Annotated in this window: 23 protein-coding genes; 8 read left to right on the top strand and 15 right to left on the bottom strand. The window is 62.8% G+C overall.

Annotated features, from left to right (window positions below; translation table 11 throughout):
• Window positions 1-9 precede the first annotated feature (9 nt).
• A complete protein-coding gene (locus tag ACWGS9_RS15120) occupies window positions 10-2220 on the bottom strand; it encodes a bifunctional diguanylate cyclase/phosphodiesterase (RefSeq protein WP_454506009.1) in 2211 nt (736 codons plus the stop codon).
• A gap of 120 nt (window positions 2221-2340) precedes the next feature.
• On the opposite strand from ACWGS9_RS15120, the gene xseA reads away from it, so the two are divergent.
• Window positions 2341-3906, top strand: coding sequence for an exodeoxyribonuclease VII large subunit (xseA, locus tag ACWGS9_RS15125; RefSeq protein ID WP_454506010.1), 1566 nt, complete (start codon window positions 2341-2343; stop codon window positions 3904-3906).
• Between the two features lie 7 nt (window positions 3907-3913).
• Entirely contained in the window at window positions 3914-5032 is a 1119-nt protein-coding gene (locus tag ACWGS9_RS15130; protein WP_454506011.1) for a DmpA family aminopeptidase, read from the top strand.
• Window positions 5033-5063: 31 nt separating this feature from the next.
• Here ACWGS9_RS15130 and ACWGS9_RS15135 read toward each other — a convergent pair whose 3' ends face one another.
• From ACWGS9_RS15135 to ACWGS9_RS15160, 6 genes are all read right to left on the bottom strand, one after another.
• Window positions 5064-5318, bottom strand: coding sequence for a hypothetical protein (locus ACWGS9_RS15135; protein ID WP_454506012.1), 255 nt, complete (start codon window positions 5316-5318; stop codon window positions 5064-5066).
• Between the two features lie 652 nt (window positions 5319-5970).
• Window positions 5971-6132: a hypothetical protein gene (locus ACWGS9_RS15140; protein ID WP_454506013.1), complete on the bottom strand. Its 162-nt coding sequence runs from the start codon at window positions 6130-6132 to the stop codon at window positions 5971-5973.
• Window positions 6133-6226: 94 nt separating this feature from the next.
• The gene (locus tag ACWGS9_RS15145; RefSeq protein WP_454506014.1) at window positions 6227-7396 is read right to left on the bottom strand and encodes a sensor histidine kinase; all 1170 of its coding nucleotides are present in this window, start codon (window positions 7394-7396) and stop codon (window positions 6227-6229) included.
• A gap of 153 nt (window positions 7397-7549) precedes the next feature.
• The gene (locus tag ACWGS9_RS15150; RefSeq protein ID WP_454506015.1) at window positions 7550-9079 is read right to left on the bottom strand and encodes a helix-turn-helix transcriptional regulator; all 1530 of its coding nucleotides are present in this window, start codon (window positions 9077-9079) and stop codon (window positions 7550-7552) included.
• Window positions 9080-9268: 189 nt separating this feature from the next.
• Window positions 9269-9709, bottom strand: coding sequence for a phosphoribosyl-AMP cyclohydrolase (locus ACWGS9_RS15155; RefSeq protein ID WP_454506016.1), 441 nt, complete (start codon window positions 9707-9709; stop codon window positions 9269-9271).
• Window positions 9710-9836: 127 nt separating this feature from the next.
• A complete protein-coding gene (locus ACWGS9_RS15160; protein WP_454506017.1) occupies window positions 9837-10043 on the bottom strand; it encodes a GTP cyclohydrolase I in 207 nt (68 codons plus the stop codon).
• A 165-nt stretch (window positions 10044-10208) separates the two neighbouring features.
• On the opposite strand from ACWGS9_RS15160, the gene ACWGS9_RS15165 reads away from it, so the two are divergent.
• On the top strand, window positions 10209-11060 hold the full coding sequence (locus ACWGS9_RS15165) for a GGDEF domain-containing protein (RefSeq protein ID WP_454506018.1): 852 nt from the start codon (window positions 10209-10211) through the stop codon (window positions 11058-11060).
• Here the strand turns inward: ACWGS9_RS15165 and ACWGS9_RS15170 are convergent, their stop codons facing one another.
• From ACWGS9_RS15170 to ACWGS9_RS15205, 8 genes are all read right to left on the bottom strand, one after another.
• Window positions 11061-12044 (bottom strand): AraC family transcriptional regulator, encoded by a 984-nt coding sequence (locus tag ACWGS9_RS15170; RefSeq protein ID WP_454506019.1) that lies wholly within the window; start codon window positions 12042-12044, stop codon window positions 11061-11063. It abuts the gene before it with no gap.
• A gap of 296 nt (window positions 12045-12340) precedes the next feature.
• Entirely contained in the window at window positions 12341-13243 is a 903-nt protein-coding gene (locus tag ACWGS9_RS15175) for a hypothetical protein (RefSeq protein ID WP_454506020.1), read from the bottom strand.
• Window positions 13244-14255: 1012 nt separating this feature from the next.
• Window positions 14256-15518 (bottom strand): ABC transporter substrate-binding protein, encoded by a 1263-nt coding sequence (locus ACWGS9_RS15180; protein ID WP_454506021.1) that lies wholly within the window; start codon window positions 15516-15518, stop codon window positions 14256-14258.
• 47 nt (window positions 15519-15565) lie between these two features.
• Window positions 15566-15988: a DUF4440 domain-containing protein gene (locus ACWGS9_RS15185; protein ID WP_454506022.1), complete on the bottom strand. Its 423-nt coding sequence runs from the start codon at window positions 15986-15988 to the stop codon at window positions 15566-15568.
• Window positions 15989-15996: 8 nt separating this feature from the next.
• Window positions 15997-17052, bottom strand: coding sequence for an aldo/keto reductase (locus ACWGS9_RS15190; RefSeq protein WP_454506023.1), 1056 nt, complete (start codon window positions 17050-17052; stop codon window positions 15997-15999).
• On the bottom strand, window positions 17049-17420 hold the full coding sequence (locus ACWGS9_RS15195) for a TIGR04076 family protein (RefSeq protein WP_454506024.1): 372 nt from the start codon (window positions 17418-17420) through the stop codon (window positions 17049-17051). The genes ACWGS9_RS15190 and ACWGS9_RS15195 overlap by 4 nt, the downstream gene beginning before the upstream one ends.
• Window positions 17421-17909, bottom strand: coding sequence for a DUF3830 family protein (locus ACWGS9_RS15200; protein WP_454506025.1), 489 nt, complete (start codon window positions 17907-17909; stop codon window positions 17421-17423).
• Window position 17910: 1 nt separating this feature from the next.
• Window positions 17911-18639 (bottom strand): GntR family transcriptional regulator, encoded by a 729-nt coding sequence (locus ACWGS9_RS15205; protein ID WP_320308077.1) that lies wholly within the window; start codon window positions 18637-18639, stop codon window positions 17911-17913.
• A 159-nt stretch (window positions 18640-18798) separates the two neighbouring features.
• Between ACWGS9_RS15205 and ACWGS9_RS15210 the strand changes: the two genes are divergently transcribed.
• From ACWGS9_RS15210 to ACWGS9_RS15230, 5 genes are read left to right on the top strand one after another with little or no spacing between them, the layout of a single operon-like run.
• Window positions 18799-19599, top strand: coding sequence for an ABC transporter ATP-binding protein (locus tag ACWGS9_RS15210; RefSeq protein WP_454506026.1), 801 nt, complete (start codon window positions 18799-18801; stop codon window positions 19597-19599).
• Window positions 19596-20363, top strand: coding sequence for an ABC transporter ATP-binding protein (locus ACWGS9_RS15215; RefSeq protein WP_454506027.1), 768 nt, complete (start codon window positions 19596-19598; stop codon window positions 20361-20363). Before ACWGS9_RS15210 ends, ACWGS9_RS15215 begins: the two co-directional genes overlap by 4 nt.
• Complete coding sequence (locus ACWGS9_RS15220) at window positions 20360-21268, top strand: branched-chain amino acid ABC transporter permease (protein WP_454506028.1); 909 nt, start codon at window positions 20360-20362, stop codon at window positions 21266-21268. The genes ACWGS9_RS15215 and ACWGS9_RS15220 overlap by 4 nt, the downstream gene beginning before the upstream one ends.
• Window positions 21265-22242 (top strand): branched-chain amino acid ABC transporter permease, encoded by a 978-nt coding sequence (locus ACWGS9_RS15225; RefSeq protein ID WP_454506029.1) that lies wholly within the window; start codon window positions 21265-21267, stop codon window positions 22240-22242. Before ACWGS9_RS15220 ends, ACWGS9_RS15225 begins: the two co-directional genes overlap by 4 nt.
• Window positions 22239-23537, top strand: a complete 1299-nt coding sequence (locus ACWGS9_RS15230) for an NAD(P)/FAD-dependent oxidoreductase (RefSeq protein WP_454506030.1) — start codon at window positions 22239-22241, stop codon at window positions 23535-23537. Before ACWGS9_RS15225 ends, ACWGS9_RS15230 begins: the two co-directional genes overlap by 4 nt.
• Window positions 23538-23585 lie beyond the last annotated feature (48 nt).

A 23585-nucleotide genomic window follows, 5' to 3' on the forward strand; every position in this document is an offset into this window, starting at 1 on the left:
TGAAACGCTCTAGGCGCGAGCGGCGGAACGTTCCTGGTTGGCGGACGAAACACCCGGCAGTGCAAGCAATTGGCCGGGCTCCAGCGGCGGCGACAGCAGATAGCCCTGCAGCTGGTCGCATCCCATGCCGACCAGCAAGTTCTTCTGCTCGTTGGTCTCGACGCCTTCTGCGGTGACCTCGACCTTCAGCGCCAGCGCCAACTCGATCAGCGCCTTGACGACCGCGGCGGCACTTCTATCCTCGTCGAGCAGGCGCACGAAGGAGCGGTCGATCTTCAGCTTGTCGATCGACTGGCGGCGCAGATAGCTCAGCGACGAATAGCCGGTGCCGAAATCGTCGAGAACGATGCGGATGCCGGATTGACGCAAGGCCGCGATAACAGAAGCAATCGTGTCATTGTGCTCCAGCAGCACGCTCTCGGTGGTCTCCAGCTGCAGCCGGGCCGGATCCAGCCCGGTTTCGCTCAGGACCGATGCGACCTGCTCGGCAAAGCCGGCGTCGCGCAACTGCATGGGCGAGATGTTGACGGCGATCCAGGGCAGTTCGGTCGTGACCGCGAAGCGGCAGGCTTCGGTCAGCGCCCATTTGCCGAGCTCGCCGATCAGCCCGCGTTCTTCGGCGATGGCGATGAATTGCCCGGCGGGCAGCGCGCCATGCACCTCATGACCCCAGCGGATCAGCGCCTCAGCGCCGAGGATCCTGCGGCCGTCCACCGCGAAGACAGGCTGATAGGCGAGCTTTATGCCGCCGTCGCCATCCAGCGCCTTGCGGAGTTCCGCCTCGACCTTGCGCTTACGCAACAAAAGATCGTCCATGTCACCGGCGAACACCTGGTAACGGCCGCGGCCGTTCTTCTTCGCCTCGTAAAGGGCGATGTCGGACTTTCGCAGCAGGTCATCCGCGTCGGTGTCCGATCCGGACGACAGCGCGATGCCGATGCTGGCGCTGACGAAGACCTGGTCGTCGATCAGCCTGAACGGCTCACGCAGCTTCAAGAGCAGCCTTTCGGCGATATCTTCAGCGCTTCTGACGTCGGGAACGTCGAGCAGGATGATAGCGAACTCGTCGCCGCCGAGCCGCGCGACGGTATCGACTTCCCGGATGGTATGCTTGAGCCGCGCCGCCGTCTGGCGCACGAGCTCGTCGCCGGCCGGATGACCGAGCGTGTCGTTGATATGCTTGAAGCGATCGATGTCGAGGTAAAGCAGCGCCACCCGCGTTCCGTCCTGGCCGGCGAACAGCAGCGTGCGCCGCAAGCGATCCTCGAACAGCGCGCGGTTGGGTAGGCCGGTGAGCGTATCGTGGAAGGCGAGGTATTGCGCCTCATCCTGGCTGGTCTGCAGCGCGGCCGAGGCACGCCGAAGCCGCCGCAGCAGGAAGGCCAGGACGCCTCCCGCCAGAAGCAGCGCGATTGCCAGCGCCGGGGCGGTCTTGCGCACCAAGGTTAGACCAGGCCGTTCCTGGTCCCAGCCGATATAGCCAAGGATGACACCGTGAGAATTGAGCAGCGGAACGGCCGCCGCACCGACTGGTGCCGAGAACGGCAGCAGATGGGCGCCGTCGAGCAGGTATTTTTCGGCGATCTTGCCGATGACGACATCGTTGATGAACTCGACAGACACATGCAGATATTCGCTGCCGGGCTCCTGCTTGAGCCGATCCGTGCTCGGCACCAGCGGCATGACGCTGAGAATAGCCGGCCGGCCGCCGAGCGACACCAGATCCTCAGCCACCATTTTGGCCGGCTGGTCGGTGGCATCGAGCTTCGGCGGCTGATTGAGCATGCCGCGCAGTTTCTCGATGGTGGGGAATATCTCCGGCTTGTCGGCGTCATAGGCAGACGGATCAACCACCTTGCCTTCCTGCATCGCGTGGATTGGCCGGTCCGCGGCATCAAGTATGTAGACCCGGTTGTGGCCGTAGTAGGTATAGAACCAGACGCTGAGGTTCTCCTCGATCCAGGCCTGGTTGCCAGCTTTCACGTTGGTGACGGAGTCATCCCAGACGGTGACGCTTTCCTGCTCTCGCTGGACCGCCGCAACCTGGTTCTTCAGGCCATCGGCGATGAATATCTTTTGCCGTTCGAGCGAGGTATCGTCGACCTGGGCTGCGGCGTAGAAGCCGAAGCCGACGACCATGGCCAACGCGAAAGCGGCGAGCGTCAGCACGGTCAGCGTGACCTGGTGCGTCAACGGGCTGCTGTTGTGGCGTGCGCTCATCGCGTCCCTGGCCGGCTCTCCTGCCGCCTGTCAAAGCAAATCGGACTTAAGATCGCGTTATAATATTAGCGAGGTTTCTCCGTGCTTGACGCGAGCCGATAAGCGTTCCCCAATCGGGCGATGAGTGAAACAGCAACCGAATCACGCAGCAACGCCACCGAATACACGGTGAGCGAGATTTCCGGCGCGTTGAAGCGCACTGTCGAGGACGCCTTCGGCAATGTGCGGGTGCGCGGCGAGATTTCCGGCTATCGCGGTCCGCATTCGTCCGGCCATGCTTACTTCGCGTTGAAGGACGACCGCGCGCGGATCGATGCCGTGGTGTGGAAGACCACGATGGCGCGGCTGAAGTTCCGCCCCGAGGAAGGCATGGAGGTCATCGCCAGCGGCAAGCTGACGACCTACCCCGGCAAATCCAACTACCAGATCGTCATCGACAATCTGGAGCCCGCGGGCGCCGGCGCGCTGATGGCGCTGCTCGAAGAACGCAAGCGCCGGCTGCAGGCCGAAGGCCTGTTCGAAGCAAGCCGGAAGCGGTGGCTGCCATTCATGCCTCAAGTCATCGGCGTCGTCACCTCGCCGACCGGCTCGGTGATCCGCGACATCATCCATCGCATCAAGGACCGGTTTCCGCTCACTGTGCTGGTCTGGCCGGTCAGGGTCCAGGGCGAGACCACGGCCAGGGAGGTGACGGCAGCCGTCAACGGCTTCAATGCGCTGACCTCGGACGGCCCCATCCGCCAGCCCGATCTCCTGATCGTGGCGCGCGGCGGCGGCAGCCTCGAAGACCTCTGGGGCTTCAACGACGAAGGGCTGGCGCGGGCGGTGGCGACGTCCGGCATCCCCGTGATCTCCGCCGTCGGGCACGAGACCGACTGGACGCTCATTGATTTCGTCGCCGACATGCGCGCGCCGACGCCGACGGGTGCGGCCGAGATAGCCGTGCCGGTCAGGGCGGACCTGGAGGCCACCTTGGCGAGCCTTGGCGCGCGGCTTAACGCGTGTGTCTCGCGGCATCTGGAGCGCAAGCGCCAGGCGGTGCGTGCCGCGGCGCGCGCGCTGCCTTCGCCCGACCAGTTGCTGGCCTTGCCGCGCCGCCGTTTCGACGATGCGACAAGCCGCCTCGGCCGCGGGCTGACCGTGAATATCGAGCGCAAGCGGGCAACGCTGGAGCGGCAAAGGCTGACGCCGGCCACGCTGTCGAGGCGACTCAACGAAGCGCGCACGCTGACCGGCCGTGATATTGCCCGGGCGCGGGCCGCGTTCTTTGCCATCGTGCGCGAACGGCGCGCGCGCTTCAAACGCACGGCGGCAAGACTGTCGCCGGCGCCGATCGTCCGGCGCCAGAAGCGGCAGACCGACACGCTGATGGGACTGTCGCACAGGCAGGATCAGGCGATGGCGCGGCGCCTCGATCGGCTGCGCGCAGCGCTGACCCAGGCCGACCGGCTGTTATCCACGCTGTCGCATAAGGCAGTCCTGGCGCGTGGCTTCGCGCTGGTCAAGGACGCCGACGGCGCCGTCATCAAGCGGGTCGCGGAGCTGGCGCCGGGGGCGTCGCTGCAGCTGGAATTCGCCGATGGCACCGCCGAGGCCATCGCCACTAGCGGCGGCGCGCGGCCGAAGCTGGCCGCGAAGTCGCCCGCGAAAGCCAAGGAGCCAGGCAGTCAGGGTTCGTTGTTCTGAGGACCGCATGAGCAACCACGACCCGCACCTTCACACGCCTTCGCGCAAGCCGCGCCTGCGTGCCTTCGGCGTCGCCCTCGATGGCACGGCTGGCCGCTTCAACGCCATCACCGACGTACCGGGCGTGTCGGTGGGCTACACGACACTGATTTCAGGCCACGGTCCCCTGCAGGTCGGCAACGGTCCGGTGCGCACCGGCGTGACCGCGATCCTGCCAAGGCCGATCGCCGATCTCGCGACGCCGGTATTTGCCGGTGTGTTCAGCCAGAACGGCAATGGCGAGCTGACCGGCACGCACATCATCGAGGAGACCGGCGCCTTCAACCTGCCGATCACCATCACCAACACGCATTCCTGCGGCGTGACCCGCGACGGCACGCTGCGCTGGATGAACCAGGTGTTGCCCGCCGCGCTCGACGGCGCCTGGGGATTGCCGGTAGCGGCCGAGACCTATGACGGCTTCCTCAACGACATCAATGGCCATCATGTCGGCTTCGACCATGTCGCCGAAGCGCTTGACGGGGCAATGGGGGGCGCCATCGAGGAAGGCAGCGTCGGCGGGGGCACCGGCATGATCTCGTTCGGCTTCAAGGCCGGATCCGGTACAGCCTCGCGCATCATCGAATGGCAGGACAGGCGTTATACGCTCGGCGTGTTCGTGCAGGCGAATTTCGGCAAAAGGCACAATTTCACCATTCGCGGCCGCCGCGTCGGTCCCGAGCTGGTCGAACCGACGATTCGCGAGGCTACGACGCTCGCCGAAAAGGGTTCGATCATCGCAATCGTCGCCACCGACGCGCCTTTCCTGCCGCATCAGATGAAGCGGCTGGCGCGGCGCGTGCCGCTCGGCATCGCCATGACCGGCGGGTACGGCTACCACAGCTCCGGCGATATCTTTCTGGCGTTCTCGACCGCCAATCCGGAAGCGGCGCTTGGGGCCTCGGGCACTATCGGCCGCGCGGAATTCGTCCCGGACGTCGACATCGACCCGTTCTTCGACGCGATCGTGCAAGGTGTCGAGGAGGCGATCCTCAATGCATTGATCGCCAACGAGGATATGACGGGGCGCGACGGAAATTTCGTGCCGGCGCTGCCGAAGGCCTGGCTGAAGGAAAAATTCGGCTAAGAATGACCGCCAGCCTGTGGCGGGCGGGTATTTATTCCGCGGGCTTGTCCGGCTTGGCGTCGCCGGTGCCCTCTTCGGCGGCTTCCTCGAGGCGCGATGCGATCAGTTCCTGGATATCGCCGACCTCTTCCTGGATGTCCTCCAGGAGAATGCCTGCCTCGGCGGCCTTGGCGCAGCACTCCTTGGCAAGGGTCTCGGCCTGCTTGTCGACCTCGATCGGCAAATGCTGGCATTGGACTTTCTCGCCAATCCACCCGCGCAAGAACTCGATCGCATGTTCACTCATACTGCTTCTTCCCTAGCGGCTAAGCCGGTTGGTAGCCATGAACGTCCGCACCCCCGCAAAGGATGCATGCCCCATTCGAGCCGAGTCGGCCTCGACCGGCAAGACATCTTGCCTGTGGGACAAGACATCTTGCCCATGGTCCGCAGAGCCGAAGGAATGGAGGGGTTCAAGGTGCACGTTCAGATCGTTGAGGATGGTGGTACCGTTGGCTGGGATCGCTACGCCACATTAGTTATTGTTTTTGCTCTATTTTTTCTTCTTTTGGCAGCGAATTCGTATCACAATGGGTATCGCAAAACGCACCCAGCCATTGCCAAGGGCAGGCGGTATATAGAGACGTCCTCCTTGAATGTCGACTCCGGAGCCATTCTACTTTTGCAGGGAAGCCTATCGGGAGTTGCAGTTCGCATTGAAGTTCCGAAGGCCCGTAGAGGTAAGACTGGAAAACAATGCAGCCGAAGGAGCGTCAGCATAGCGCCGCCAATGGCGGGACGCGGGACCGACGGCCCCCGGCGAGGAGCACCATATGGGTCCGTTGCGACGAGAGGATCCTATCGAGAACGATACCGCATCCAATGTTCGTCCGCAGAGGCGGCGATAGGGTTGCGTAGTGCTATTTGAAGCTCCCGCAACTGCCTTCACTAGCATCTCTTTATCGTGTCCGGTGGCGATTGAGGTGGCGCTCCAGCACGCGCACCAAGGTGATCAGCAGGAGATTGGTCGCCAGGTAGAGAGCGCCCGCAATGGCGAATATCTCGAACACCGCGAAGGTGCTCGATATCCTGCCGATCGGCCTCATCGTCTTCAAGGACATGGAAATCCAAGAGAATTTCGCCGACAAGGCGAAGAAGCTCGGGATCAAATGCTTCGGCTTCCGCAGGGGCTGCGCTTGGGCGCTGCTCCTTGGTTCACGCGCATCCGCTGCTCTCGATGTCTTTTGGAATCTCGACGACAAACCGGGCGCCTGGCCCCGGATCGACCGAGACCTTTCCTTGGAACTGATCGACGATCGACCGAACGAGGCGCATTCCGAGGCCCTTGCCGCCCTCGAATATGAAGTCGCTCGGCAAGCCGACGCCATCGTCGCCCACACTGAGGCGCGCGATCGGTCCCTCGGCCTTCAGCTCGACCCTGATGCTTCCGCGACGACCGTCAGGATACGCATGCTTCAGTCCGTTCATCACCAGCTCGGCGACGAGCATACCCGTTTTCATGGCGCGCTTTGAACCGAGGACGACAGGGTCCGCGCGCACCTCAATCCCATCAATATTTCCCGGACGATGGACGGCGAGCGCTCCGCAAATCCCATCAAGGAACACCGCCATATCGACCCTGTCGCTGCCCGACGCGCGATAGAGCTGATCATGTGCGGCTGCCACGCTCGCGATCCGCCGGTGCGCCTCCTCGAGGGCGTTGCCGGCTTCGCTGTTGCCCAGCCGACGCGCCTGAAGCATGAGCAGGCTGGAAACCAGCTGCAGGGAGTTCTTCACCCGGTGATCGACCTCCTGCATCAGCATCTTGTTCTGGGCCAATAGCTGATCTTTGTCCGCCAGAAGCTTCTCGGCCTCTCGAAGCGCCTGCCGCTCTGCCTCGAGCGATCGTCTCAGCTCCAACTCGTTGATCACCCGGCGAGCGAGCGCTTTAAGCAAGGATTTTTGCTTTGCCGTTAAGTCACGTGGTTGGTGATCGAGGATGCAAAGGGTACCGACATGTCCGCCGTCAGGCGCCAAAAGGGACGCGGCGGCATAGAAGCGTATGGAACTGTCCGGATGCGTTTGTAGAAAATTCCTGAAGCGCGCGTCCGCGGCGACGTCGCGGACGACGACGATATCGTCAGGCGGCAAAACGCGCGTGCAAATCCCGGGCGGATCGTCAATACAATCCTCAGGCAGGCCGGCAACGGCTTGGATCCATTCATGCTCCTCGTCCACGAAATTGATTGCAGCGACGGGCGCATCGCAGACTGCCCTCGCCAGCTGAACAATTTCATCAAATTCCGGTGCCGGGGTGATCCGGGCTGCGTCGTAACGGTGCGAGACGACGAGCCGCGTATGCTCAAGATCTTCGGCAAATTGCATGGGCTCTCTCCTTATGAGCGAACCTTGCCGAAGGCAGGTGGTGGGCAGAGTGAGTGCGCCTATTCCTTGGGCGTTCGCCGCCTCTTCATACGGCCCTGCCAAACTATTCCGTAGACACGCAAGGACCAAGCCGTCCTAGTAATCTTGTATCATTCAGCGGCGCGGATGCCGCTTGGGCTCGGGCTTGCGGTTACCGGTAAATCCGCGCTCGCGGGCCCAGACAACCGCACCCGCCCTGTCATGCACGTCGGCCTTCATATAAATCCGGGCGACGTGGTTGCGAACAGTATTCTGCGTCACCCCTAGCTTTTTAACAATATCGATATTGCTCAGCCCTTGACACATCAGGCCGAGCACCTCCAGCTCCCGCGGCGTCAAGTCCGCCAGGCTCACCGTCGGCTTATCCGTTCGCCCCGGGCGGCGCAGATGCGCGAGCTTCTCTATCACCGTGCGGCTGAACCAAGATGCGTCCCGCATAACGGCCTCAATTGCGGCGATCAGTTCCTCTTCCGAACGTTTGCGCTCCGTAATGTCTTGAATGACGGTGAGCACACACTCCTCGCCATGGATGCTGACCGTTTCGGCGGAGACGAGGCAGTCAAGCAGCTCGTCATGCTTGGTTCGCAATGGCAGCTCCAAATTACGGAAGCTCCCCGATGCTTCGAACGCCTTCTCCAGGTGCCTGCGCGAGACGTTGTCCGCCCAAATCGCAAGCTCGCCCCCCGTCCGCCCAATCACCTCTTCCGGCTCGAAGCCGAGCACAGACTGGAAGGCATCGTTGACATCCAGGATGCGCAGTCCCTCGCGCGTCGACAGCATCGTGGGAATGGGCGTCAATCGGAAGGTTCGGGCGAAGCGCTCCTCGCTCTGCCGCAGAGCGTCTTCCATCTGCCTTCGAGGATCCATGTCCATGAAGGTGAAGAGCATGCATTTGTCCTCCCAAATCTCGATAGGCTGACCAGCTACGATGACGGCCTTGGATTTCCCATCGGAGAGCCGAAGTATGGATTCCATCTGAGGAATGGTTCGACCCTCACGCAGACTGGCAAGCGCTGCGTCCTTCCTCTCTGCGTTCTCCAGGACGTCAAACTCATAGGCCGACCGACCCACGATGTCGTCCTTTGAAAAGCCTGTCATTGCCAGAAAACCAGGGTTCACCTTGACGTAACGCAGGTCCGAAAGGCGGCAGATAATTGCTGGCGCGGGATTGGCCGAGAAGGTCCGTTCGAAGCGCTCGTCGGCGCTGGTCTGCTGTGTAAGATCTTCTATTACCAGGACATGAGATTCAGGACTGCCCTTCGCGTCCGGGACAGCGAAGCCCCGGAACCGCAAAACACGCCGGCGATCCTCGGTCGCGTCTGCGCTCATCCGACCAAGTTCCGCGACCACCTCACGGAACTCCTCCCCGGCCAGCAGACGGTCGATGGGATACTGGCTGTCGGCCAGCACGTGATTGTTCCTGTACTTCAGCTCGAACCGCCTGCGGTAGTCGGCTGCCGAAGTACCCAGCTGGGCAAGCTCTGAAACATTGTGAAGGGCAAGCGCGCTTTCGTTCGCCCACACCATGCTGCCGTCTGGATCGACAAGAATTATGCCCTCGCCGAGGCCCGCGATGATCATCTGTAACTGGCGCCGGTTGACCTGGCGCTGCAAGGCGATTTGCTCTGGAACCGTTTGAGGCATGGACGTGTTTCCGCTCGGAGCCTCTGCCCCTGCCAGGCAAGCCGCTGCACCTCTCCAGCTAGCGCCTCCCCGCGTCAGCTTTCCAATCGTCGCGCGCACCAGCGGGATGGCGCCTTCACAATTCTGCGCGATAAGTCTCTCTCTGCGCCAAGTGTCCTGCCCGTCCGGGAAGAGCCGAACCGCAATCGGTCACGGACCACAATTGAGCCGGCGGCCGGAGGAGACGGAGGAAGTTTCGGAGGAGTTGCCGCCGGAGCCGCGCCGGATTCGGTGAGCCCCCATAAATCGCGACCGGATCGAACGTCTTCTCTGCCTCTTCGCAGGCAAGAAGGATTGGGGTTTCGCCAACAGGACCAACGGGAATGGACCGATAAAACAGGAGCGATAGCCGACGTGGCACCTCGCGCTCCCCTCGACTTGGACCCTTGGCCAAATCGCGTCCTGATCATCGTCGGTGCGAATCTGTATGACCTTCTGGACCAGCCCGCTCGTCGCACCCTTGTGCCACAGGCATTGCCGGCTGCGACTCCAATAGCGGGCTTCGCCCGTCTCGATCGTCTGCAGCAAAGCCTCGGCATTCATCTGGCCCATCACAAGGACCTCGCCTGATGCGGCATCCGTCGCCACCACGGGGATCAAATCGACGGCGTTGAACTTGGGTGAAAGGAATGCACCCTTGTTCGACGGCCTCGACCGAGAGCCTTGGCCGGAATTGAACAGGGCGTTCGGCGTTGGCGAAGCTGGTCATCCGAAGGTCTCACGCGATGCCGAGATCGACGACAGGAAGTCTCGCTTTGAGTCCCGCATCCGTTTCGAACGCGCCGATCAACCGGCGCGCCACCATGGTGACGCCAGGCTTACGAATGCCACGGGTCGTCATGCACCTACGCGCCGCTTCGATCACCACGGCGACGCCCTTCGGCTTCAACACCTTGTTGATCGCGTCGGCGATCTGAGCCGCCAACGTTTCCTGGATCTGGAGTGGCTTGGCACGCTCGCTGGCAGATATGACGGATCGTGCAGCATGCAGACAAATCGCGCTGCAAACTCACTGCCCGATGCGGGTTGTCTAAAGTTCTAATGATTTCGGAAACCGTCCGAGTAACTGTGCTGTTCCTACGCTGCACGCATGGACATCCAGCCGCCGCTTCTTCGAATCACATCGAACCGTCAGATAGTCGTCATATCGGCGATCATCACGTCGATCTCGGTCGCGGCTCCCGTTGGGTCGATAGCTATTGCACTTGCCTTCATGCCCGGGCTGCCGCCACAAGCCTATTGGGGCGTTCTCGCACTTGCCACGATCATTCCGCTGGTTATCGCGCCGCCAATCGCTGCCGGCGCCCTTAGCATCCTCAAGCTGCTCACCATCACGATAGATCATCTCGACAATTGCGTCCGCTATGACCCGCTCACAACCGTGCTTTCCAGAGTCTACCTATTGGGGCAAGTACGCCAACAGCTGGCCGGCGGCGGGTCGTTCCTGATGATCGACGCGGACCACTTCAAATCGATCAACGACACCTACGGACACGACGTCGGAGACGAAGCGCTCAGGTGCCTCGCACAAGTCCTCAAAACTTCCCTGCCGACCGATGCGTTGGTGGGACGGCTCGGCGGTGAGGAATTTGGCGCATTTCTGCCGCGGGTAACGGATTACGATGCGGGCAGCGTGGCGGACGGCCTGTGCGAAGCCATGCGGAATTCCGGCAGAGTCATTGCCGGCCACCGCATCGACCTCACGATCAGTATCGGGGTGGCTGGCCATCGTTCAGAACGTACGCTTGAGCAGACCATGAAACTCGCCGACAAGGCTCTATACTACGCCAAGCGAACTGGCCGCGACCGTTATCACATTCATGACGAGAACGATTTGGTAAGGAGCAGCGAGATCATTCCACGAGCTGCGGTGCATCAGGCTCGGGAAGCTGCGGTATTTTTCGCGGACGCATCGCGGCGGCGATTTCGCAAGGTCATTTAGTTAGGGCTTCTGGCGAAGCAGTTCTGTTGGGAAAAGGCCGTAAGCCGCCTTGAAGTACCGACTGAACCGTCCGGCATTGGTGAACCCCCAACGCAAAGCAATGATCTCGATGGAGGCCGTCGGGTTTCGAAACAAATCGGCCCGCGCGCGCTCCAGCCGGATCTGCCGTTGATATGCGCCAATCGAAACACCCACGAAACGCCGAAAGCCAGCCTGAAGCGATCGAAGGCTGACGCCCGAGAGATTGGCAAGTTCCGTCCCGCTCGGAAGCAGCTCGGCATGCGCATGGATGAAATCGAGTGCGAGCTTCACATGCTGGGGCGCGATCATTGGCGGTGGTCGGTGCAGTATGTCCGAATGGGTGTTTGGCCAGGTTTCGAGTACCAGATCGACAAGAGCTTCACGGATCCGCTCGGCGGTCAGGCTTGCGCGGTTGAGCTGCGGACCAAATTCAGGGCTGGTGATGCACCGGACCAATGACCTCAGCGCGCTGGCGCCTCCGGAGCCCATGTCGATAGATGGCTGGAAGATCGGCTTCTCAACGATGGGACGATCAAGCAGAACCGATAATCGTCCGGTCAGCAACGGCCGATCGATTACGACACCGCAAAAGGCGTGATCGGACAGAAAATCCACCGAGCGACAGGCCATACCGTCGGCCGCGACTGCTGCGGTCGGCGAGCTGGCGAAGCTGTCCCGATGCTGGTGGAAGACCGTGTTGCCGGCGGTCGGAAAGAAGAAGAACACGCCATCGTAGTGCCGCTGCGGTATCAGTTTGAACTCGCCTTTGACCGCGCTCCGGCTGAAATCGATGCCAGCGACGACGCCATACGTCCCCGACATCGTGAAGCGATCGCTCGACTTGAAAGGCTCTATCCTCACAGGCGCGAAGCGCTGGTTGAGAAGATCCGCTAGGCTGTCGGCTTCCTGTAGCTCAAAATTCACTACCGACTGGTGCGAGCGGGCCAGCGCCCGTTCCTGCATGACGGCTCCTCATCTCCGAAAAAATCCCAAACGACCCGTTCACGGCTGCTCCGCCGGCGTTCCAGGCGTCTTGCAAGCCTACCGGCCTAAAGTGCCAAGCCAGCGTTCATCGCGAGCTTTGACTTTGAACTACCGTGCCCGCCTGAGAGAATTTTACTCTTCGACTTTGCGACGGGCGCGAGTCTCTTACGAAGGAGATAGCCATATCCCAATGGTCATTTTGATGGGCATATGGCTATTTTGGTGGGCATCTTCTCTTGCTAACCTCAACGGAGCACGAGGAGTATTTATCCGGGCTACCAACACACCCGAGCGGCTCGTCCTGCCGATGATTTGGCCTGGCGGGCAGCCCGTAGCATCAGCGCGAATTCGAGAGCGGTCAGCGTCTCGTACAATTCGATAAAGCTCGGGAGAATCTCGATTGCCTGCCCGCCTGGGGCATGAAGCGCGAATAATCCCTGCTGCTCCCCTTTCTCAATTATGCGTCTGACGTGTCCGCGCGAAACCCAGAAGCAGCGCGCGAGATGTCCGTACGCGCAAGAGACAATAGCCGGCTCTGCCCGCCCCCTGTCGGTCAGAGCAATCCAAAGCTTGAACATCACCTCGCGCCCAGCATTCTGCATCTGAAAGAGATGACACTCTGGAAGAGCTGACACCAGCCGTGCGCCGTTCGCGTAAAGACGCAAGCCTTCTGAATAGTACCTGCCTACAAATTGCGGGTCATCTCGCATAACTTGAATGTAATCGTGGCCGTCGGCGAGTAATTGGATCGGCTTCAATGTCGCCAAGGTGCTGGCGGTTGCAACGGCGAGACCGCGCTCGGTCGGTTCAAAACGCTTTACGCGCCGATCAGAATGCGCCCGCACCTGATTGATATAGCCGGCGTGCTTCATAAGAGCGACGAGGGCAGCAACGCGATTTGGTCCTGTCAGCCCGAACTCGACCGCGAAGGCCTGGAGGCGCGTGAGGGTAGCACCCGAACTTGGATCGTGAGGATCCCGCGCGTAATGCATCGCCAGCAACGCGATACAAATCACGTAGCGCGCCTCTTCACTCATGATCCGGATGAGCGAAGAGGTCTTTTCAAAGTTGTTGGATACGAGTTCCGCGTGAAGCCGAAGGGCTGATTGAAATTCAGGATGCTTTTTCAGCGCTTTCGCATCTTCAATTACCCATCCCGGCAGATTGAGATCGTCCATAGCCCGCCCGAACCCCGGCTCTTTGATGTCCCGAAAGCCTTCGCTGCATCGGTCGCATTGCTCTAGCCGGCCGCCAATCTGATTCGAAGATCGCGGTCTTCTCAACTTGCCCCGTGTGGCCGAATTTATACGCAAGCAATTCGTCACTTTGATACGGCATGCAAGAATGGTTGTCGCTGGACAAAGCAAGACATGTATCCATTCGATACGAAAGGCCGCCGTATCGGACCGGGCGGCGGCGTGTTGATCCGATAGCGGCGGCCTTTCTCACGCGCCGGGCTGCTGGGGGCTGGCTGGGTCAGCAGCCCGGACTGATCGCTCAACGAGTGCGAGGACAATACCCCCATCCTCGCCCTGGTTGGCGACGCGTGATCTATGCGGTCAGGCGTAGAACTTGACCGGTCGTAACGTCTCTGCCTCTCGCCATGACAGCTCGCTCTCCCCTCCTGTCTTCCCGAAGGCCGCCATGTCCTAGGGCATCAGCGCCACAAGCCTGCCTGAGCCGAGATGGTCAAATGCCACTCCGCTATGGTCCGGCGCACCACCAGGCTCATACGCCGAAGACGGTGCCGCGACGCTGCTGCCGGGCGCAGGATCGGTATGACCAAGCCGACCAAGAAAAGAGGCCGCCCCGCTATCGCGTCATAGAAGCTTAACCGACCGGCAGTGGCTAGCTGCGGTTGAACCAGACGACTACGATTTATGCGCAGATCGTCTTGGCGGCTCGTTTTTGGTCTGAACAAAGCCGTGAGACTCCCGGTCGATCACTAGATCCCGGTGCGACGTGCCGCAAGCCCAGCGAAGCGGCCGGTCCGCTCACAGGGTGCTCAGCTTCCACAGTGAACGGCCGGAATGGGCGCCGAACGTAGCATTCGGGGCTCAAATTCTGCCGTCAGACGACCCCAGAAACACAAGATGGCGTGAAATGGGGTATTTAACACTGACTTACTTATCCGCGGCCGCGCGACCCCGGATCAGCAATCCGGGGTCCAGCTCTACGTGTCGAACGCTTTCATTTGTTTAGCTTCGCCTGCAGGGCATTAACGTCGTCCGTCGTCATCTCGCCGTCGGTGGCCACCTTACCGTCGACGATCTTCCACAGCCGGAACGGACCAGTGATGTCGCCGTATTTGTCGAAGGACACCGGGCCGATCACGCCCTCATAGCGGATCGGCTTGCCCTGCTTGATCAAGCCAAGCGCCTTGGCAAACTCCTCCTTGCCGGCATAGATCGGCGTGCCGGCCGGATCGACGGCCTTGAAGATCGCGTCCCTGATCTTGGCCGGCTCCTCGGAGCCGGCGAGGGCGATCGCAAGTCCGACGATGGCGCCGGCGTCGTAGGAGCGGTCGGCTGCCGGGTTCGACGGCTCGATACCGGAGAAGGCCTTGTAATTCTTGTTGAAATATTCGGTCGAGGCGGTCGGGCTGGTGCCGGAGGACGTGCCGTAGGCATCCTTCAAGTAATCGGCGCCGACGGAGTCGATGAAGTCTGGGCTGTTCATGCCGTCATTGAGCAGGAATTTCTGCACGCCACCCTGCGAAATCCAGGTGCGGGCGATGGTGGCGCCGTCGACGGGCGTGCTGACGAGATAGAGCCCGTCCGGCTCGCCGGCCATCGCCGCGGTGACTTCCGAGGCATAGCTCGACTGCTTCTCGTTGTAAGGCGTGTCGGAGACGATGGTGCCGCCGAGGGCTTTGTAGGCACGCGAGAATTCAGCCACCATGTTGACGCCGAAGTCGTTGTTGACGTGGATGATCGCCAGCTTCTTGAAGCCCTTGTCGATGGCGTATTTGGCGGCGGCGACACCCTGCAGCGCGTCCGAGGTGATGGTGCGGAAGAAGATGCCGTTGGTCTTGCCGTCGCGGCCGAGTGTCGTCAGCGTTGGCGAGGACGAAGCCGGCGACACCTGGACTATCTTGGCCGGTCCGGTGACCGAGGTCAGGATCGGGATCGACACCGAGGATATGATGCCGCCGATGATGGCCGGCACCTTCTTGACCTGCACGAGCTGGGTCGCTGCGTCGACCGCAACGTTGCCCTGACTCTGGCTGTCGCGTGTGTCGGTCGCGAGATCGCAGCCGCGCACGCCGCCTGCATCGTTGATGTCGCGGAACGCCATCTCGACCGACTTCGCGCCGGCCTGGCCGTATTCGCCGGCCGGGCCCGTCAGTTCCATGACGAGGCCGACGGTGATCTTGCAGTTGGCCGCATGCGCCGCGCTAGCCGCCATCAGCAGACCAAGCGCGGTGCCGATCTGGAATAGTTTCTTTGTCATTTTCATAGCTGTTCCCCTTTCGTTACACGACTTCCTGCTTTGCCTGTTCAGTCTTCCGGCATCTGCAGCCAGGTTTCATGCAGATGTCGCCATTCGACGCCGTTCGGTGCCGATGAATTGGTGGTGAAGACGGCGCTCGACCGCCTCCGGCTCTGCTTGCCGGCGTGCCGCTGCGCCTCGATATAGGTGAGGACAATCACGTCGCCCGTCCCCCATCCGGGCCGGATGTCTTCGATCGAAATGGCGAAGTCGCCGTCGAAAGTTGCGCGGCTGGCTCGGACATGGTCGAGCACCGCGTCGCGATCGAGCCACTGGCCGCTCGGGGGGATCATCGAGAATCCTTCCCCGATCACGTGCTCGAACCGGGCGAAATCGGTCGTGCAGGCTCGCCTCCTGTCGAACCAGTCTACGAAGAAGCGGTGCAGATCGACAACCTCGGCGCTGGCACGGGAAAGAAGCGAAACGTCCATGGCCGTGCTCATTTCCTGCCGGCGTTCAGGTTATAATGCATGATCGAGCCGTGGCGGCCGCGACGGTCTCGTTCCAGCGCATAGACATCGCCTTCGAGCCCGGGGCTCTCGGCAATCGCCGAGGCAATGGCCGACATGTCCTCCGCGGACAACACGACCTCCATGATCCGCGCGTTCGCGAGCGCATGCGCCTGGTTGCGGGCACCGACGATGACAGCCGCCACCTGAGGCTGTTCCAGCACCCAGGCGCTGGCGATGGTGGCGATGTCGACGCCGTGACGGTCGCCTGCTGCCTTCAACGTTCCCAGCAGATGCTGGAACAGGTCCCAGCCGCCGAAATCGTCGATGATCAGCTTGTACTTTATCAGTGAGCGGTTCTCGAGCGGCATCGATGGTTCGGCGGCACCCAGCCATTTCTCGCTGAGGAAGCCGCCGGCCACGGACCCATAGCAGAGGAAGCTGACACCGTTCTCCACGGCAAGACCTGCAAGGCTCTTCGCCGGACGCTGGTCGAGGACGGAATATTGCAGTTGCTGGCTGACCACGGGCACGCCGGCCGACAGGATTTCGGACAGGCGCTGCGTATCGAAATTGGTCGTGCCGACATTGCGCACCTTGCCCTCGGCACGTATCTCGTTCAACCAGCCCATCGCGTCGATGTAGCGGGGCTGCGAATAGTCCCACCAATGGAATTGCACGAGATCGAGCCGCTCGGTCTTGAGCCGCCGCAGCGACTGGTCGACGATGCCGCTGATGTAGTCGCGGCTGATGCTGGCAAGCCACTCAAGGTCGGGCACCAGCTTGGTGTGCACCTTCATCCGGGCGGCAACGTCGAGGCCGCGTTCGTTGGCGAGCCGCAGCCGGGCGGCCCCGATCAGTTCTTCCACGCCGGTGTAGATGTCGGCGCAGTCATAGGTGAAGATGCCTGCATCGAAGGTGGCGATCAGGTCGCTAACCGCCTGCTGCCGGTCGATCGCGCCATGCCCGCCGGCAAGCTGCCAGCCGCCGCGGATGACGCGCGAGACCGTGTAGCCGGGGCTGAGCTCGAACGTTTTTGCCATCATTTGTCCTCGCTCTTGTCTTCACCGTCGGGCGGCAGCGGCACTGCCGTGGCTTGGGCGTGGCTGAAGCGCCGCTTGCCAAGCCGAACGATCCTGAGCCGGCTTGCACAGTTGGGATCTGGGCAAGCGATCTCTGCATCCGACGTCATCCAGTCGTTCGGGTGCGTCGGGCGCTGCTTTGCCGCCAGCAAAGGCAGGACGGCGGCGATGGAATAGATCGAGAAGCCCTGCCCTGGCGGCATGGACAGCATCTCGCCCCTGAGCTCGAAATGATCGCCCGGCTTGGCACCGCAATAGATCGGCTTGCCTTCGGGGATGACCGCCTCGACGCGGAGGTCGAAGAGTTCGAAGCTGTCGTCGCGCTCAGCCATTCATGCCTCCGCCCGCGTAAAGGTGACGTCACAGGCGCCGTTGCGACGAATGATGCCGCAGGCCGCTGCAAACTGTTCCCGCTGCTCAGGCAGCACTTGGGCCACCACGCTTCCAGCCAGCCAGCCGATCGGAAACAGCAAACGCGCGCCCTGCCCGTAGAACAGGCCGATGTCGAAGATCGCGTTGGGGTTGCCGCCCCACATGCGCGCCGGCACGTAGGAGAGCACGATGTCGCCGGGCTGGGGCGTCAACGTCGCATTCTCCGCCGGCAAGGGCCGCGCATAAGGCTGGTTCTCGAGATGGGCAGGTGGAATCGGGCAGGAGATCTCGGGACCCGTCCACATGGCGTGAATGCCGGCAACCACGCGCGGCTCTTCCAGATAGGCCCACAGGAAGCCAGCGTTGTCGGGCGCCTTCTCCGACTGCAGAAGCGCTGTTGCCGACAGGCCGGAGCGCGGCTCGGTGAGCTTTATGGCGCGTCTTGTCATGTCACTCCGTTCTGGCCCTGGATTGCAGCTTGTCGCGCAGGAAGGCGAAGGGACGGCTGATGTCGGCCACCAGCGCCTCGCGCGCGGCCTGCGCGTCCTGCGCCGCAAGCGCGGCAACGATGCTGCGGTGATAATGTGCGGTGTCCACCTCGCCGGCTTCGGAAAAGGCGTAGATGGCGACGCGGATGCACGGTCCGGATTGCAGCCAGAGGCTCTCGATCATCGGGATCAGCACCGCCGAGCCGCAGGCACGATAGATTTCGAAATGGAAGCTTTGGTTGAGCGTCACCTCCCGGTCGACGTCCTTCTTGTGCTTCAGCGCGCGGATCTCGTCCCATTCGCGCAGCAGGGCCTCGATGGTCGCGATCTGGCGCGGCCCCATGCGGGAGGCGGCGAGCGAGATCGCCTCCCCCTCGATGAGGACACGGGCGCGCAGCAGGTCATCGATGCGCTCCAGCGTGATCGGCGGCACGCGCACTGAGCGGTTGGGAAGCGCCTCCAGCGCTTTTTCGGTGATCAGCCGGCCGAGCGCCTCGCGCACTGGCATCGTCGACGTGACGAGCGCGTCGGCAAGGCCGCGGATAGTGAGCACCTGGCTTGGCTCGAAGAGGCCGCCGATGAGCGCGCGGCGAAGCTCCGAATAGACGCGGTCCTGCACGGTCTCGCGACCGACGGGCGCGAGCTGCGCGGCGAGAACCTCGTTATTGCGCTCCACGGCTGCCTTTTGCATGGCGTTCCCGACTCTAGCCCTTTTTTGGCGGGGGCCCTTTTTGGCGGGCCGGCCCGTTTTCGGCTTGCGGAGAAAATTAAAGCCGAATAGCGTGATCAAAGCAAGTGTGATCACATATCAAATTCAGGAAGCGATGAACGTTTCCGGCCTGAGGAAATGATGGGAGAGACGGAAAAGCGGCATGGGGCGGAGGCCCAGACGCCGGTCCTGGCGGCGAAGAATGTCGTCAGGCGCTTCGGCGGGCTTGTCGCTGTCAACAATGTCTCTTTCGATGTCCGTCCGGGGGAGATCCTCGGCCTGATAGGCCCGAACGGTGCCGGCAAGACGACGATGTTCGACCTGCTCGCCGGCAGCATCCTGCCATCCAGCGGCGAAATCTATCTCGGCGGCGTGCCCGTCTCCGGCGAAGCCGCCCACCGCCGCATCGGCCGCGGCCTCGGCCGCACGTTCCAGATCCCCCGGCCCTTGCCCAACCTGACGCTGGTCGAAAACGTCATGCTCGCCGCGCAGGGACAGAGCGGAGAGCGGCTGCTTGCCAACTTCCTTGTGCCGTGGCGGGTCGCCACCGAGGAGAAGGCAGCCGCGAGGAAGGCCGCCGAGCTTCTCGAACTTGTCGCGCTTTCGCGGCTGGCGCACGAGCCGGCTCGCGTGCTCTCAGGCGGCCAGCGCAAGCTGCTCGAACTCGCCCGCGTGATGATGGCCGATCCGGCGATCATCCTGCTTGACGAGCCCGCGGCCGGCGTCAACGCCACGCTGCTCGAAGTCATCATCGACCGCATTCGCGACATCAACAAAAGCGGCATCACCTTCCTTTTGATCGAGCACAACATCGACATGGTGACGCGCCTCTGTGATCGCGTCCTGGTCATGGCGAGCGGCGAGTTGCTATGCGAAGGAACGGCCGACGAGGTGGCGCGCGATCCGCGCGTCATTGAAGCCTATCTCGGAGGCGCGGCATGAGCGACGTCGTGCTGGCAGTCCACGATCTGGAAGCCGGCTATGAGCCCGGCGTGCCCATCGTGCGCGGCGCCTCGATCACCGTCAACAAGGGCGAGATCGTGGTCGTTCTCGGCCCGAACGGCGCCGGCAAGTCGAGCCTGATCAAGGCAGTCGCCGGCCTCGTCCCGATCAGCCGCGGCACCGTGCTGCTCGACGGCAGGGACATCACTTCGGCGCCCGCCCATACCATGGTCCGCCTCGGGCTCGCCTTCGTGCCGCAGACCGAGAACGTCTTTCCGCTGATGTCGGTGGAAGACAATCTGAAGGTTGCCTGCGGCATCCTGAAGCCACGCGAAATCCCGGCGCGCATCGCGGAGATGTATGCGGCCTTCCCCGATCTCGAGCGGCAGCGAAAAACGGCAGCCGGCAACCTCTCGGGCGGGCAACGGCAGATGCTGGCGGTGGCGCGGGCGCTGATCGTGCGTCCGAAGGTGCTGGTGCTCGACGAGCCGTCGGCTGGCCTTTCGCCGAAATTCGTCGCCATGGTGTTCGAGATGCTCTCCGCCATCCGCAAATCCGGCGTCACCATCCTTCTGGTCGAACAGAATGCCAAGGCTGCGCTTGCCATAGGCGACCGCGCCTATGTGCTGGTCGAAGGCAAGGACCGGCACGAAGGCGCCGCCGCCGAACTCTGGAACGATCCGGTGGTCGCGGAGCTCTATCTTGGTCAGCGCCCGAAGAGCGACGGCAAGGCCATATCCTCCGGCAAGGGGAGCGCTGCATGAGCCTGCAATTCATCGTCGACGGACTGCTGACCGGCTCGATGATCGGCCTGGGCGCCATCGGCGTCACGCTGACCTATTCGATCCTGCGCTTCTCGAATTTCGCGCATGGCGACTTCATGGCTTGGGGCACTTACGCGACGCTCGCCGTCGTCGGCGCCATCGGCGCAATGTTCGGCAAGGTCGCACCGATCGGCTCGCTCTCCTTCGGCTGGCCGCTGATCGTCGCGCTCGTCGTCGGGATGGCCTTCACCGGGCTGCTCGCGCTGCTGCTCGACCTGGTGCTGTTTTCCCGGCTGCGCAAGCAGGGCCAGGCCATCATCGTGGTGATGGCCAGCTTCGGCGCCTCGATGGCGCTGAGAAGCCTGCTCGAATTCACGTTCACGTCTCGGCCGACCTATTTCAGCCGGGCCATACAGATCGCCACGCCGATCGGGTTCGGCATCCGCATCACCCCGGATCAGATCGCCCTGCTCCTGCTGACGGCCCTCCTGGTGACGGGCGTCCATCTCCTGATTACACGCACGCAGACAGGTCGCGCCATGCAGGCGCTCAGCCAGAACGCGGCGCTCGCCCGCGTCGTCGGCATCGACGTCGCCAAGGTCGTGCGTGTCACCTGGATCATCGGCGGGGGACTGGCCTGCGTGGCCGGCGTCATGATCGGCATTCTCATCCAGATCCGACCCTTCATGGGCTTTGACATGCTGCTGCCGATGTTTGCCGCCGCCATCCTGGGTGGCATAGGCAGCGTGCCGGGCGCCGTGCTTGGCGGGTTGATCATCGGCTTGGCCGAGGCCGGCGCCGTGCAACTGATCGGCGCCGAATGGCGCGCGGCAGTTTCCTTCATCATCCTGATGGCAGTGCTGTTTGTGCGGCCCATCGGCCTCTTCGGGGTTCGCGAACGATGATCGATCTCGTCGGCTACGGCGCCTTCTTCCTGACCACGGCGTTGATCTTTTCGCTGATCACGCTGGGGCTGAACCTGCAATGGGGGCTGACCGGCCTGTTCAATGTCGGGCTCGCCGGCTTTGTCGCGATCGGCGCCTACACCTCGGCGCTGCTCACCACGCCGGCCGATCCCGCGCGGCTTGGCGGTTTCGAGCTGCCGATCCTCATCGGCTGGCTGGGCGCGATGGTGGTGGGCGGCCTTGCCGCGGCGCTGACCGGCATCGCCACGCTGCGTCTTAGATCGGATTACCTGGCGATCACCACCTTCGGCGTTGCGGTGGTCGTGCAATTGGTCGCGCTCAATGCCCAGAAGCTCACCGGAGGCCCTTTCGGTATCGGCTTCATTCCGCGGCCCTTCGGCGGCCTCGCCGAAACGCCGCTGCTCTTCAACCTGTCTAACCTCGCCATCGTCTCGGTGGTGACGCTCGCCGCATACCTCGCGCTCGAACATCTCTCCCGCAGCCCGTGGGGCCGCGTCCTGAAGGCGCTGCGCGAGGATGAGCGTGCAGCGATTTCGCTCGGCAAGAGCGCGCGCTTCTACCGCGTGCAGGCCTTCGCGGTGGGCGGCGCCATCATGGCGCTCGCCGGCGCGCTGCAGGCGCATTTCATCGGCTTCATCGCGCCGGACAACTACCTGCCGATCCTCACTTTCCAGGTCTGGGTCATGCTGATCGTCGGCGGCTCAGGCAACAACCTGGGCGCCGTTGCCGGCAGTGTACTGGTCTGGGCGATATGGGCCGGCTCGGGCGCGTTCACCAGCGTGCTGTTCTCGCCTGAGCAGCAGGCGCGCGCGGCCGCCCTGCAGATCGTCGCTATTGGCATGATGCTATGCGTCATCCTGCTGGTCAGGCCGAGCGGCCTGCTCGGCGAGAGGCCGCGCCGCGTTCGCACGACGAAGGCTGTGGGCCGAGCCCCGGAGAGCAGCGGCCCATGAGCCGGACGCAGCGATCAACCGGCCTATCGCTCTGGCATGCCACCGCTCCCGATCACCGTGTCCGGACAGCGCTTGAAAGACGGCTCGACGTCGACCTCGCCGTCGTCGGCGGCGGCTTCGCAGGCCTGTCGACCGCACTCCACGTTGCCGAGAGAGGTATTTCCGTTGCTCTCCTGGAAGCAGAGATCATCGCCTGGGGGGCGACGGGCCGCAATGCCGGCTTCGTCGTGCCGAATTTCGCCAAGATGGATCCGTCCGCCATCATCGCCCATCTCGGCCAGGACCACGGCGGACGCCTGATCGACTTTGCCGCCGGCAGCGCCGACCTGGTGTTCGACCTCGTCAAGCGGCACGGCATCGATTGCCACGCCCTGCAGAACGGCTGGATCCAGCCGGCGCATTCGGTTGCGGCCCTCGAAAAGGTGAAAGCCCGGGCCGGCCAATGGGCGGCGCGCGGCAGGCCCGCAGTCACGCTCGACAGCCCAACCGTCGAGCGACTTACCGGCGTGCGCGGCTATGCCGGCGGCTGGATGGATCGTTCCGGCGGCCTGCTCGATCCGGTCGCCTACGCGCGCGGCCTGGCGGACGCCGCCGAAAAAGTTGGCGCCCGTATTTTCGAGCACAGCCGCGTGACGGCGATCGAGCGGACTGCGCAAGGCTGGACGTTGAAGACGCCGTCGGGATCGGTGCGGGCGGGAAAGGTTCTGATTGCCACAAACGCCTATGGTGGGGAGCTCAATCCGGCTCTCGGGAAAACTTACATCCCGCTTAGGGTATTCCAGATCGCGACGGCGCCGCTACCGCGCTCCATACGCAGCCGGCTGTTGCCTGGCGGACAGGGTGTCGGCGACACGAGACGCAACCTTTTGACTTTTCGCTTCGACAGCGAGAACAGGCTGATCAGCGGCGGCATGCATGTTGTCGGCGCCGGCGCCGAAACGCGGGTGCCGCAAGCGATCTGGCGGCGCCTCGCCACGCATCTCGAGCTGCCGGACGTCCCGCCGCTGCAATATTCCTGGTCCGGCATGGCGGCCGTCGAGCCTGATTTCTTGCCGCGCCTCGTAGATCTCGGTCCGGGACTGATCGCGGGCTTTGCCTGCAACGGCCGCGGCATCGCCATGACTACGGCCATGGGCAAGGCGCTCGCCGATTGGGCCGGGGGAATGAATGCGGGCGACTTGCCGCTTCCCTTCGCTCCGCCATCGCCGATCTCGTTCCACAACGTGGTCCGTTATGCGCCGAACGTCTTGCTCGCATGGAGCATTTTGCGCGATCGGCTGGAACGGACGCGTTGATGGCCGCTAAAGCGCGTCGCGCTAAAACGGATTCAGGCGACGCGCCTT

The sequence above is a fragment of the Mesorhizobium sp. Arg314 genome (assembly GCF_053714275.1).